We start from the raw sequence: 13413 nt of genomic DNA, 5'->3' as shown, positions 1-13413 counted from the left end.
TCACGCTCCAATCTCAACTGCTCCTAAATCGTAAAAGAACAGCCTAAAACTTCTTCAGATATTCACTTTAATAATTGCGCGATTTTTTTGCTGAAGCCTTTCCCTGTAACTGCCACAACAGAACGTTGAATCCCGATTGCTACGCTAAGTTGCGTCCGGTTGAAGTCAAAGCTAAGTTCAATTTTGTGACTATTGCATTTGTCCGTAAATTGCTTACGTGTAGTTGCGGAGCTGTCACTTGCCACAAAAACATAGTTAACCTGTTCTTTTTGAATTCCGCGCAACACTAACTCTGAACCGGTTACGAGCTGACCAGCCCGCCTTATAAGCCCCAGCAATTGTAAAACGCGTTGCTGCTCACTATTACTTTGCCCCATCGCCGAAAAGCTCCTTGCGCGCAGCCTGATGGTCTACGTACTGCACTAACTCTTCATAAAATTCTGCCGGAATTTTTATTCCAAAAGCTTGATCAAAAACACGCTCACTTTGCGCCTGCTTAGCTGCCGCAACTTCTAAGGAAAGGTAGGCACCACGTCCTGCTTTTTTGCCAGTTGGATCGATGCTGACGTCATTTTCCTTGTTTTTTACGATTCTCACTAATTCTTTCTTGGGTTTCATTTCACCCGAGACGATATCCTTACGCATTGGTACTTTCCGCTTTCGCGCCATGTCTGATCATCCCTTTCTAATCCTCAATTTCGTGATTGTCTGCTGCTGATGCTTCAGTTTGCTGAACCTTAGCCGCCAGTTCATCTTGTAACTGTGCATAATCAGACTCAGACTTGATATCAATTTTATAACCCGTTAGTTTTGCAGCTAACCGTGCATTTTGCCCACGTTTGCCAATCGCTAACGAGAGCTGATCATCTGGAACAACTACCGTGCAGGCCCGTTCATTTTCAGGATTAAAATGAACATCCAAAACTTCTGCCGGATTCAGCGCATTACCGATGAATTCAGCAGGATCTTCATTCCATTCAACAACATCCATATTCTCGCCCTTCAATTCATTCACAATGGTTTGAATGCGTTCTCCGCGTGGACCGACACAGGTGCCAACAGGATCAACACTTGCGTTATTTGAACGAACTGCCACCTTTGCCCGATCTCCAGCTTCGCGTGCAATTGAAACGATCTCAACCGTACCATCAAAAATCTCCGGGATTTCTTGTTCGAAAAGCCGTTTAAGCAAATCTGGGTGTGAACGACTAACGAATACTTGTGGACCCTTTGCGGTATTTTCAACTTTGTAAATGTAAACTTTAATGCGATCGTGCGGTTGGTATTCTTCACCAGGGATTTGATCCTGATGTGAAAGTACCGCCTCGACTCTGCCCAAGTTAACATACACATAACGATGATCATGCCGCTCAACTTCACCGGTCACAATTTCATTTTCGTACTGAATATATTCGTCATACACAATTCCACGTTCAGCCTCACGCACACGCTGCATGATTACCTGCTTAGCTGTCTGCGCTGCAATCCGTCCAAAATGTTTCGGTGTAACTTCAAAACGAATTGTATCGCCAACTTCATAAGCACGGTTAATCTGGGTAGCTTCTTCCAGACTGACTTCCAGGCGCGAGTCGAAAACCTCTTCGACAACTTCTTTAACAGCAAAAACATGTATATCTCCAACACTCTTATCAAATTCTACTTCGACATTTTGCGCTTGGCCATAATTACGCTTATATGCTGAGACAAGCGCTGCTTCGAGGGCCTCAACGACAACTTCTTTTTTAATACCCTTTTCTTTTTCTAATGCATCTAAGGCATTCAACAGTTCCTTACTCATTCTTACCTTAACTCCTTAACGAATTCTAAAATTTGATAGCCAAACGCGCTTTTGCGACTTGATCGCGAGGAATTTCAATTTGTTTTTTACGTGTCTTATCCATATACTCTAACTTCAAGAACTGATCACTAAGTTCTACCAATGTTCCTTCATAGACCTTCGTCCCATTTAACGGTCGGTAAAGCGAAACATGGATATATTTATGCACGGCACGCTCAAAATCACTTTGTTTTTTTAGTGGTCGTTCAGCCCCTGGAGATGAAACTTCCAAGTAATACGCTTGCGGAATCGGGTCTGGATCACAGTTGTCAAGGGCTTCGCTAAGCTGATCGCTTACCAAGGCACACTCCTCAATGTTAATTCCGGCTGGTTTATCAATAAAAACACGTAAATACCAGCTTTTGCCTTCCTTCACAAATTCAATGTCTACTAACTCAAAATCTTTTTCTTCTAAGATAGGTGTCACCAGTTCGGTAACTGTCTTTACAACGGTACTCACAAACTGACCTCCTTTTTACAATTCTGATACACGCTCGCAGTTGCAATAAAAAGAGCGAGCATTGCTGCTCACTCTCAACGAGTTATCTAATTCCATTAACCATTATAACATGAAAAATTCTGAACAGCAAGCTAATCCTAACGTCTAAAACATTGAATCAAACAAACTTAATTGATTTTCATCAGGTAATTCATCTAAAACATGATTTTCCGTCATATAATCAATCAAGGTCTTCGATACCTTACCACGCTTAGCCAGATCTTCCTTTGAAAGGAATGGTTTTTCTTCGCGCGCTGCAACAATCTGCTTAGCAACATTCGTCCCTAAGCCTGGCATTGCGTCAAATGGCGCAAGCAAGGAATTGTCCTTGATCAACCAGTCTGAAACAGCCGAATGTTGGAGATCAACCATTTTGAAGCTGAAGCCGCGTTCTTGCATCTCATTAGCAAGCTCCAAAACAGTCAATAAATTTTTCTCTTTAGTAGAAGCGTCCATCCCTTTATCAGTAATTTCTTTCATCGCATCTTTAACAGCCTGTTTACCGCGCGACATTGCAAGCAAATCAAAATCATCGGCGCGCACACTAAAATAAGCAGAGTAATACAAGAGCGGAAAATAGACCTTGAAGTAAGCGATCCTCAGCGCCATGAGCACATAGGCCGCCGCATGTGCTTTCGGGAACATGTACTTGATCTTAAGACAAGCACCAATATACCATTCTGGAACCTTGGCCTCGCGCATCTCAGCTTGCCAGTCATCGGGAATGCCACGACCCTTACGCACATGTTCCATAATCTTGAACGCACGGTCAGCTTCGACTCCCATATGGATCAAATCCATCATAATATCATCACGACAACCAATTACTTCCGGCATTGTAACCGTTCCATTTTTAATCAACTCTTCGGCATTTCCTAACCAAACATCGGTCCCATGCGACAGTCCAGAAATCTTGAGCAGCTCTGCAAATGTCTTTGGTTTAGTTTCCTCCAACATTCCACGTACAAAGCGGGTTCCAAATTCAGGGATTCCCAGCGTTCCCGTATTCGAACCAATTTGCTCAGGCGTGACCTTTAAAATCTCAGTTCCAGAAAAAAGCTGCATGACGCCCGGATCATCGGTTGGAATTGATTTCGGATTGACACCTGAAAGATCTTGCAACATTCGAATCATCGTAGGATCATCGTGACCCAGAATATCTAATTTCAAAATATTATCATGAATAGAATGAAAATCAAAATGCGTTGTTTTCCAAGTTGCATTCAAGTCATCAGCCGGATATTGAATTGGCGTGAAGTCATAGATATCCATATAATCCGGGACAACTAAAATTCCAGCAGGATGTTGCCCAGTAGTCCGCTTAACACCCGTTGCCCCCTTTGCCAGTCGATCTACTTCAGCATTACGGAAAGTTTGTTCCGTATCTCTTTCATAGGCTTTAACATAACCATAAGCAGTTTTATCCGCAACAGTTCCAATTGTCCCTGCCCGAAAAACATTTCCTTCGCCAAACAGCACTTTAGTATAGTTATGTGCAACCGGCTGATAGTCTCCCGAAAAGTTAAGATCAATATCAGGAACCTTGTTACCATAAAACCCAAGGAAAGTCTCAAACGGAATATCTTGCCCATCCTTAATTAAAGGAGTTGCACACTCTGGACAATTTTTATCTGGTAAATCGAATCCCGAACCATATTCTCCCTTTTCATAAAAGTGACTCCACTGGCACTTAGGACAACGGTAATGCGGCGGCAGTGGATTAACCTCTGTAATTCCGGTCATCGTGGCTGCTAAACTTGAGCCTACAGAACCACGTGAACCAACCAAGTAGCCGTCCTTATTTGACTTATATACCAACTTTTGTGAAATCAAATAAATTACTGAGAAACCATTACCAATTACACTTTTGAGCTCCTTGTCCAAACGTGCCTGTACAATCTTTGGCAATGGGTCACCATACAATTTGTGCGCTTGGTTCAGCGCAAGATTTCGAATCTCGTCTTCTGCTCCGGGCATTTTAGGGGTATACAGCTTATCTTTGACTGGTGAAATTTCAGCAGTCATGTTGACAATCTCGTCTGGTCCAGTAATAACTACTTTTTGAGCCGCTTGTTTGCCTAAAAAACTAAATTCTGCCAGCATTTCATCCGTCGTTCTGAAATGGGCATCAGGGAGCTGTTTAAGACGATTTAACGGATTAGCCCCACCCTGTGAATGAATCAAAATTTTACGGTAAACAGCATCCTCTTTGTTTAAGAAGTGGACATCGCCCGTTGCGGCAACCGGCAATTGTAACTGTTCGCCCAATTCAACCATATTCTTAATGATTTCTTCGAGATCTTTTTCGTTTTTAACAAGTTCTTGTTCCATTAAAGGTGCATATAAGGGCTTGGGCTGCACTTCCAGATAATCATAAAAACGCGCTTTTTCTTTTGCTTCAGCAAATCCCTTTTGCATCATGGCAGTAAAGACTTCACCACTTGCACAGGCTGAGCCTATAATCAGACCTTCTCGATACTTGACAAGGACCGAGCGCGGGATACGTGGCACGCGGTAAAAATATTTGACCATTGAAATCGAGGCTAATTTAAAGAGATTTTTTAAACCCGCTTGAGTTGCTGCAATAATTGTGGCGTGAAACGGATGTTCATGCTTATAAGCACCATGTTCTCCTACATGCGCATTCAATTGATCTAAAAACTCAATTTGGTACTTTGCCTGAGCCTCTTTAAGCATTGCAAAATAAATATAGCCAGTTGCTTCAGCATCATAAATCGCACGATGGTGATGTTCAAGCTCAACGTTCAGCATTTTCGCCAAGCGATTCAGTCGAAATCCTTTTAACTGAGGATACAAAAAGCGGGCAAATGGCAAAGTATCAATCCACGGGTTTGCGATCAATGGCAGGCCTTGTCTTTGATATCCAGTATTCATAAAATCGACATCAAAAGTCGCATTATGCCCAACAATGATACTATCTTGACAAAATTCCTGGAAAAGTTCAAAAACTTCTTTTTCCGACTTTGAACCTCTGACCATTGCGTCAGTAATGCTGGTCAATTCAGTTGTTGTTCTTGATAATGGATGTCCCGGGTCAATGAACTCATCAAAGCGGTCTAAGACTGCCCCATGCTGCATTTTCACGGCAGCAAGCTCGATTACCTTATCAAAGCGAGCAGAAAGTCCCGTCGTTTCAGTATCAAAAACAACATAGACTGCATCTTTTAAAGAAACATGCTGCTCATTATAAGCAATTGGGGTGCCATCATCTACAACGTTAGCTTCAACTCCATAAAGAATTTTAACATTGTTTTTCTGACCGGCAGTATGAGCCTCCGGAAAAGCCTGTAGAGTGGCATGATCTGTAACTGCAATTGCCTTTTGTCCCCATGCAGCAGCCTGTTCAACGTAAGCGGTAATACTGTTAGTTGCATCCATCATACTCATATTTGTATGCAGATGCAGTTCCGCTCGTTTCTGATCAGCAGGAGCCGAGTCCTTGCGTTGCTCGTGCTTGATCTGGTTAATATCAAATGCATTCAATACTAAATCACGTAAGAAACTATCCTCTTGGACATTTCCACGAATTTTTACCCATTGCCCTTCTTGAATGGCATCAAAACAAGCTTCATCTTCTTCGTTACGTGAAAATTTTTTGACTACCAGCGAAGAACTATAATCTGTAACTTTAATAATCAACAATTTGCGAGATGAGCGCAGACTTCTAACCTCTTTGTCAAAGATATATCCTTGAACGATAACTGACCGCTCTTCCTCCGTAATATCGTTCATTTGTCGCGGCTGTTCTTTGGCATCAATCTTCCTGCCAAGCGTCACGGGCCCTTCAATTTTAACTGGACTGTTTTCTTTCTTTTGATTCTGCTGTTGAATTGCTTGAACGGCTTTTTGTGCTAATTTCGCATCATTTTTGGCCTTTTCCTGCTTAAATTCAGCAATTTTTTGCTGTGACTTTGACTCATCTATTAACGTATGAATTGCAAATTGCGGGAACCCCACCCGCTGATAGGTCTCCTCAATCGGGCCTAAAGCCTGATTAACCAGAAAATGCTTGATAATTTCATTTTCTGCTAGCAGTAAAACACGTTTTTGTTCAACATAGGGCACCATCCCATTTTTGAGTTCCTGCACAAAAGGCGAATGTACTCCACAGTTTTTAACAACCCACTCCCAATACTCAGCAATTCTTTTACTGTCAAGCACTTGCTCAGTCGCTTGTATTTTAAGATCAGTTTGTGCGATCTCAGAGAAGCCTGTGTGTAATTTTTGCGAAAAAACTTGGAAAAGAGCGAATGGCCAGACCTTTTGGGTTCTAAGACTAAACTCCCAGCGTTTTGAAAGACGATGAATTTCAACCTTTGTAATTTCTGTCGTTTCAAAGTATTTATTTTGTTCAGCTGTCGGTTCCCAGTTTAACTGCGCCAGCAATTTTTGAAACAATGTCTTTTTATCAAGTTCCATTCGTTTTTCCTTTCTTTGATAGCTCTAAAAGGCTGGAATAAATTATTCATTCATTTCAGCCTCCTAAAAACACTAAGTATTTAATCTTTCATTTATAGAATTTTTTCTTTCTTTTCTTGTTTAAGCAAAATCGAAATTGCATTTTCAAGTTCTTCTGGTCGAACCTCGACTGTCTCTCCATTACGCCGCAATTTAACCTCAACAATTCCTTCCTCAGCCTTCTTACCAACTGTAACTCTCACCGGCATTCCCATTAAATCAGAATCTGCAAACTTAACACCTGGTCTTTCCTTCCGATCATCAAGCAAAACGCTGTAACCTGCTTCTTCCAGCTGTGTCGTAATCTTTTCAGCCAGTTTAACCTGAATCTCCTGCTTGACATTGACGGGAACGACATGCACATCAAACGGTGCAATATTGCGCGGCCAAATAATTCCATTCTCATCGCAATTTTGTTCAATAATCGCCGACAGCAAGCGTGAAACTCCAATACCATAGCAACCCATAATCACAGGTATCTGACGCCCATTTGAGTCCAGCACATCGGCCTTCAGTGAATCTGAATAGCGCGTTCCTAACTTGAAAATATGTCCGATTTCAATTCCGCGGGTAAATTTGAGTCGTCCCTCACCATCTGGAGACAACTCACCGGCTTTAACCAACCGTAGATCTGTATAATCAGCAACCTCAAAATCACGTCCAACGTTGACGTTAATCAAATGAAAGTCATTTTCGTTAGCACCAACTACACTATTACGCATCTTTTCAATATCCAGATCAGCAATCACACGAATTTCCTTTGGAATTGCGACCGGACCTAATGAACCAAAATCTGCTCCCAGATACTGAACTGCCTCTGCATCGGTTGCCAAGCGGACATCTGCAGCACCCAAAAAGTTAGTGAGCTTGACTTCATTGAGTTCATCAGTTCCGCGTAATAGTACAATTACCGGCTCTTGATCAGCCAGTACCAACAAAGTTTTAATGACTGCGCCAGTTTCGACTTTCAGCAATTCAGCGACTTGTTCAACCGACTTTGCACCTGGAGTGGAAACCTTTTCCAGCTCTCTTTCAGGTTCATGTGAAGGCTTAACATTCCGTAAATTGCGAGCCATTTCAAGATTTGCAGCATATCCGCTTTCATCAGAATAAGCAATTGTGTCTTCACCAATATCAGCAATTGCCATATATTCTTTCGAATCGTTGCCTCCCATTGCGCCCGCATCACCAATAATCGCACGGAAGTTTAATCCACAACGTTCAAAAATTTTCTGATAGGCACCTTCCATTTGAGTATAGACTTTATTCAAACTCTGATCATCTGCATGAAATGAGTAGCCATCAAACATTAAGAATTCACGGCCGCGCAAAAGTCCAAACCGCGGACGATTCTCATCGCGATACTTCATCTGAATTTGGTATAATGTCAGCGGTAATTTTTTATAGGACTTAAGGCTATCACGAATAATAGCAGTAAAGGTTTCCTCATGTGTAGGTCCTAAAATAAAATCGCGCTCGTGCCGATCCTGTAACTTAAACATTGTTGGACCATAGGTGACGTATCTGCCTGACTCTTGCCAAAGCTCAGCAGGAATAACGGCAGGCACCAGCATCTCTGCTGCATCAATTTGATCCATTTCCTCTCTGATAATTTTTTCAATCTTCTTTAAGACCCGGAAAGCAAGTGGCAGATAGGCATACATTCCGGCAGAAATTTGTTTAACATACCCGGCACGCAGCATCATCTTGTGGCTTAGTGCCTCCGCATCACTGGGTACTTCCTTAATAGTTGGTATTAATAACTTTGACTGTTTCATAAAAATCCCCTTTTAACTTAACGACGCAGCACACGCCCCATAATATTAATTAAAGAAATAACGTTGAATATCGTTCCAAGTAACTAAGATCATTAATAACATTAGGAAACCAAAACCCACAAGCGTGATGATCCCTTCTTTTTCCTGCGAAAGCGGCTTGTGTCTGATTCCTTCAATCACATTCAACACTAACTTACCACCGTCTAACGCTGGAATCGGAAGCAGATTAACAATCCCTAAATTCAGTGAAAGAAACGCTAATAAGTTAATAACACTAATTAACCCATACTTAGTTGCTTCCGAAGTGTAGGAATAAATTGCAACCGGGCCGCCTAAATCATTTAAGCTAAACCCATGCGTGAACATACCCACAATCGCACTCAACAACGCAACTGTTAGATTCCAGGTCTGCGAGAAGCCATAGGTTGCAATCGCCCAAAACGATTTTTCGTGGTGCACAGCCGCTTCAATTCCAATATACCCCACATTTTGTTTGTTCTGTTTTTTAGTTTGCGGAACAACTTGCAACTGCTTTGTTTGACCCTTTCTTTCGATGGTCAGTGTCGTTTTTTTACCAGCACCTTTGCTGATTGCAGTTGCTAGGCTCTGCCAAGAAGAGGTTCTTGCGTTTTCTACTTTAACCACGCGATCCCCTTTTTGCATCCCAGCTTTTTGCGCTACCGAATTCTCAGTGAAATTACCGACGACATTAGAAGTCGATGTCACTCCGCCTTGTAAAACTGCCACCAGTGTAAAAGCAACGATTGCCAAAATAAAATTGTTGAGTGGCCCTGCAAAATTGGTCAACATTCTTTGCCATAACGTAGCCGATTGAAACTGAACATCTGTCGGTGCAATTCTGACTTTTGTTCCATCTTCTTCAATGATTGAAGCATCATGAGAAACTTTAAAATGACGATACTGCTCATCATCGCCGTTTTCATAACCCTCAAGCCAGAGTTCATTTTCAAGATCCCACTTAACCAGTTGAACCGGAATCCCGTTCATTAAAGTTTTTTTGTGACTGGTATTAATAGTTTCAACAACCCCAGCATCGTCCAGCAAAAGGCTGACAGATGTTCCTGGTTTTAAAGCTTCATCATCTTCCTCAAGTCCCGCCATACGGACGTATCCCCCTAACGGCAGGATACGAATCGTGTACGTGGTGGCCTTTTTCTGATATGCGAAAATTTTAGGGCCCATTCCAATTGAGAATTCTCTCACTAGGATACCGGCCTTTTTTGCAAAGTAAAAATGACCAAATTCATGGACAAGAACCAGTATTCCAAAAACAATAATAAATGTCACAATTGTAAGCAGCATGTCGGTATCCTCTCAGTTCATAAATTCATTAAATCAAGCCAATAAAATGTGCAAATGGTAGGACAAACAGCAGTGAATCAAAGCGATCAAGGATGCCCCCGTGTCCTGGCAAAATCTTACCTGAATCTTTCACGCCGTAGTAACGTTTCAGTGCAGACTCAACTAAATCTCCAAATTGAGCTACAATTGCGAGAATCAGCGTCATCAAAAGCATCGACACCAGCGAATATCTTTGTGGGAAATAAAACGTAAAGATTGCCCCGATTATCAACGCCACAATCACTCCCCCAATGGAACCTTCCCAAGTTTTATTAGGGCTTATATGGGGAGCAAGTTTAGTCTTGCCCCATTTTCTTCCCACCATGTATGCACCGCTATCTGTGGCCCAAACTGTTAAGAGTAGATAAAAAATAGTTGAAACTCCCGCAGCACGCGCTGTCATTAAGAAACGGAAACCGACTGCAGTATAGATAATCCCCAAAATTAAAACTGCAGCATCGTCAAATGAAAAGCGATTGCGTGTAAACACAGTATACACTAGCAAGAGTAAAACTAAAAAATAAAAAAGCGTGTAACGTGTACTGGTATCTGGTAAAAATGAAAGCCAACTTTGCGGCACTAATAACGCTAAGGAAGCTAGCACACCCAAAACAGCTTCAGGCGAAACCAGCAGCTTTTTACGCATAATGTAGATTTCAGATAAACCAATCATGCCTAACAAGATAGCAAGAATTTCAAATGGCACTCCCCCGATCAAAACAAGAGGAATGAAAACCAGCAGTGCAATTACCGCTGTTAAAACACGTTGTTTCATAATCTCTAAACTACTCCTTTTTCAAACCGCCAAAACGCCGGTTCCGATTTTGATACTCATAAATATTTTCCCACAAGGTCTGCGGTGTATAATCAGGCCATAATACATCCGTAAAAACAAATTCACTGTACGCAATCTGCCACAATAAAAAATTGGAAATACGCTCTTCCCCACTTGTTCTAATCAGCAGATCCGGATCAGCATATGCACCAAACTTAGCTGTCGTTAAAGCGTGCGCGAAATCTTTTTCTGTAATTTGAGTTGGTTCCAGCTCACCTTTAACCGCGCTCGCAGCGAGCGTCTGCGCAGCGGCAACTAACTCAGCGCGCCCACCATAATTAATAGCAAAATTCAAAATCATGCCGTCATTTTTAGCAGTTTGTTCGCAGGCACGTGCCACTGCTTTGCGTGTTTCTTGCGGAAGGGCAGTAAGTTCACCAATTGTGCGCACCTGAATGTTGTTCTTGATCAGATCAGGCACAAAAGTATCAAAGAAATTAATCGGTAAGGTCATTAAGAAATCAACTTCCTTTTTTGGCCTTTTCCAATTTTCTGTAGAAAAAGTATATAAGGTTAAGACCTTAACTCCCAGATCACTTGCCGCGACAGTTACTTTCTTAACTGTTGTCAACGCTGCCTTGTGTCCCGCGATCCGCGGCAAATGTCTTTTTTGTGCCCATCTACCGTTTCCATCCATAATTATGGCAATATGGTTGGGTATTCGTTTGGGATCAAGTTCGTCTAACTGTTTAGAAACAGAACGATTGTTATTAATAAATTTTGAGAACAAGGGTCCACCTCCATTTAAGTCCAAAACTTATTCTAGCAAAAAAGGAACAACGAGGCAAAATTGCATTTCCGTGAAACCTACGCACCCAACAAACAGCTTAAATGTTTATCTGCTAGATCCGTGCAAAGTTCGACGATGCCGCCTCGTTGTTGTTTTGACTGTCCGATCAACAGTTGAATTTTCTAATTATACATCCAGAATTTCTTTTTCTTTGACACTCTGAATTTTTTCAACATTCTTGATGGAAGCATCTGTCACTTTTTGCGCCTGTTCTTCCAACACGTGCAGATCATCTTCCGTCAATTCACCATTTTTTTCAGCTTTCTTTAATTCATCCATAATATCCCGGCGCACATTCCGCACCGCAACTTTTGCCTTTTCAGATTCTGCCTTAACCTGCTTAGCAATTTCTTTGCGGCGTTCTTCCGTCAACTGCGGAATCACCAATCGAATCGCTGAACCGTCATTTGCAGGCGAGATTCCAAGATCAGAAGCCAGAATTGCATGTTCAATATTTTGCAGTGCTGATTTATCATAGGGTGTCACCAAGAGCACCCGTGCTTCTGGAATAGTAATTTGTGCAATTTGATTTAATGGAGTTGGAGCACCATAATAATCTACCATTACACGGTTAAGTAGGCTTGCATTCGCACGTCCTGCACGAATATTTCCTAATTCTTTTTGAAAAGCTTCTTCAGCTTTAGTCATCCGTGCCTGACCATCCTTAATGCGTGAATCATTGATTTTCATAATTTTTATTTTCCTTTCACTGTTGTCCCAATTGCTTCTCCTTCAACTACGCGCTTAATATTTCCACTCTTATTCATATTGAAGACTACCAAAGGAATATCATTATCCATCGACAACGAAGAAGCAGTTGTATCCATGACGTGCAAGCCCTTGCTAATAATGTCAAGATGCGTTAATTCAGTAAACTTAACCGCGTCACGATCTTTTTGTGGATCAGCAGAATAAATGCCGTCGACTCCATTCTTAGCCATCAAGATCACATCTGCATTAATTTCAGAAGCCCGTAAAGCCGCAGTTGTATCAGTTGAAAAGTATGGTGACCCTGTTCCAGCAGCAAAGATCACAATTCTGCCCTTCTCTAAATGCCGAATGGCTTTGCGCCTGATATACGGTTCTGCAATTTGGCGCATCTCAATTGAGGTTTGCACTCTTGTGGGCACACCCAAGGACTCGAGGTTATCTTGCAATGCAAGAGCATTCATAACTGTTGCAAGCATTCCAATATAGTCCGCCTGTGAGCGCTCCATTCCCATCTGGGCTCCGGATTCACCGCGCCACATATTGCCACCGCCAACTACAATTGCGATCTGAACTCCCAATTGATAGACTTCCTTGATCTCTTCAGCCACTTTTCTGATCTCAGGAGGGTTAATCCCGTTTCCTTGATCACCAGCAAGAGCTTCTCCACTTAACTTCAAAATCACACGTTTATACCTGACATCTGCCATGATGTTCCTCCTATTAATCGATACTATTTCAAAGTGCGTCGTGAACACATTCAAAGTTATTTTACCATATTTTCAACTTCTTGAATATATTTTATCGCGGACATACACGCAAAGAAAAGGAACACTTAACAATTATGCTTGCTTTTTATGTTGAACATTTTTTCAATAATCAATTCATTTTTCTGAAAATGATAAAAAGCAGCGGTGCTTTTTTCAAAAAAAGGGAGAGTGTGACATAAGTCGGGAAAATTTGAGTGCTAACTCGAAATTATGAACATAGCGAGTACTTCGCTATGAGTAATTCGAAGTTAGACGGAGAATTTTGACTTATGGAACACGTTTATCCGGAATAAAAGAGGGGCTGTGACAAAAGTCCTCTAAAATAAAAGAGATTGTCGAAAATCGTTCTGGGATT

General features: G+C 41.7%; 11 protein-coding genes. All 11 read right to left on the bottom strand.

Annotated features, from left to right (window positions below; genetic code table 11):
• Positions 1-62: 62 nt before the first annotated feature.
• Positions 63-377, bottom strand: a complete 315-nt coding sequence (locus FD50_RS03230) for a L7Ae/L30e/S12e/Gadd45 family ribosomal protein (RefSeq protein ID WP_056960223.1) — start codon at positions 375-377, stop codon at positions 63-65.
• Positions 364-669, bottom strand: a complete 306-nt coding sequence (gene rnpM, locus FD50_RS03225; protein WP_054756353.1) for an RNase P modulator RnpM — start codon at positions 667-669, stop codon at positions 364-366. Before rnpM ends, FD50_RS03230 begins: the two co-directional genes overlap by 14 nt.
• Before the next feature lie 16 nt (positions 670-685).
• Positions 686-1798: a transcription termination factor NusA gene (gene nusA / locus FD50_RS03220; protein ID WP_056960221.1), complete on the bottom strand. Its 1113-nt coding sequence runs from the start codon at positions 1796-1798 to the stop codon at positions 686-688.
• 25 nt (positions 1799-1823) lie between these two features.
• The gene (rimP, locus tag FD50_RS03215) at positions 1824-2297 is read right to left on the bottom strand and encodes a ribosome maturation factor RimP (RefSeq protein ID WP_056960219.1); all 474 of its coding nucleotides are present in this window, start codon (positions 2295-2297) and stop codon (positions 1824-1826) included.
• Between the two features lie 144 nt (positions 2298-2441).
• The gene (locus FD50_RS03210) at positions 2442-6776 is read right to left on the bottom strand and encodes a PolC-type DNA polymerase III (RefSeq protein ID WP_056960217.1); all 4335 of its coding nucleotides are present in this window, start codon (positions 6774-6776) and stop codon (positions 2442-2444) included.
• 92 nt (positions 6777-6868) lie between these two features.
• Positions 6869-8593 (bottom strand): proline--tRNA ligase, encoded by a 1725-nt coding sequence (locus tag FD50_RS03205; protein WP_054756359.1) that lies wholly within the window; start codon positions 8591-8593, stop codon positions 6869-6871.
• A gap of 45 nt (positions 8594-8638) precedes the next feature.
• Positions 8639-9916 carry an RIP metalloprotease RseP gene (rseP, locus tag FD50_RS03200; protein WP_056960215.1) on the bottom strand — a complete coding sequence of 426 codons (1278 nt, stop codon included), beginning with the start codon at positions 9914-9916 and terminating at the stop codon, positions 8639-8641.
• A 28-nt stretch (positions 9917-9944) separates the two neighbouring features.
• On the bottom strand, positions 9945-10730 hold the full coding sequence (locus FD50_RS03195; RefSeq protein ID WP_056960214.1) for a phosphatidate cytidylyltransferase: 786 nt from the start codon (positions 10728-10730) through the stop codon (positions 9945-9947).
• 10 nt (positions 10731-10740) lie between these two features.
• Positions 10741-11520, bottom strand: a complete 780-nt coding sequence (locus FD50_RS03190) for an isoprenyl transferase (RefSeq protein ID WP_056960212.1) — start codon at positions 11518-11520, stop codon at positions 10741-10743.
• 186 nt (positions 11521-11706) lie between these two features.
• A complete protein-coding gene (gene frr, locus FD50_RS03185) occupies positions 11707-12270 on the bottom strand; it encodes a ribosome recycling factor (RefSeq protein WP_054756365.1) in 564 nt (187 codons plus the stop codon).
• 5 nt (positions 12271-12275) lie between these two features.
• On the bottom strand, positions 12276-12998 hold the full coding sequence (pyrH, locus tag FD50_RS03180) for a UMP kinase (RefSeq protein ID WP_056960210.1): 723 nt from the start codon (positions 12996-12998) through the stop codon (positions 12276-12278).
• Between the last annotated feature and the right edge of the window lie 415 nt (positions 12999-13413).

It is taken from the genome of Liquorilactobacillus satsumensis DSM 16230 = JCM 12392 (assembly GCF_001435195.1).
In the GTDB taxonomy this organism is placed as follows: Bacteria; Bacillota; Bacilli; order Lactobacillales; family Lactobacillaceae; genus Liquorilactobacillus; species Liquorilactobacillus satsumensis.
The sequence above is the reverse complement of the archived record's forward strand: the minus strand, read 5'-3'. Positions and strand labels throughout refer to the sequence as shown.

Bases quoted from the DNA above. Each gene is read 5' to 3' on its own strand.
- FD50_RS03230 (WP_056960223.1), bottom strand. From the start codon at position 377: ATGGGGCAAAGTAATAGTGAGCAGCAACGCGTTTTACAATTGCTGGGG.
- rnpM (WP_054756353.1), bottom strand. From the start codon at position 669: ATGGCGCGAAAGCGGAAAGTACCAATGCGTAAGGATATCGTCTCGGGT.
- nusA (WP_056960221.1), bottom strand. From the start codon at position 1,798: ATGAGTAAGGAACTGTTGAATGCCTTAGATGCATTAGAAAAAGAAAAG.
- FD50_RS03210 (WP_056960217.1), bottom strand. From the start codon at position 6,776: ATGGAACTTGATAAAAAGACATTGTTTCAAAAATTGCTGGCGCAGTTA.
- FD50_RS03205 (WP_054756359.1), bottom strand. From the start codon at position 8,593: ATGAAACAGTCAAAGTTATTAATACCAACTATTAAGGAAGTACCCAGT.
- rseP (WP_056960215.1), bottom strand. From the start codon at position 9,916: ATGCTGCTTACAATTGTGACATTTATTATTGTTTTTGGAATACTGGTT.
- FD50_RS03195 (WP_056960214.1), bottom strand. From the start codon at position 10,730: ATGAAACAACGTGTTTTAACAGCGGTAATTGCACTGCTGGTTTTCATT.
- frr (WP_054756365.1), bottom strand. From the start codon at position 12,270: ATGAAAATCAATGATTCACGCATTAAGGATGGTCAGGCACGGATGACT.
- pyrH (WP_056960210.1), bottom strand. From the start codon at position 12,998: ATGGCAGATGTCAGGTATAAACGTGTGATTTTGAAGTTAAGTGGAGAA.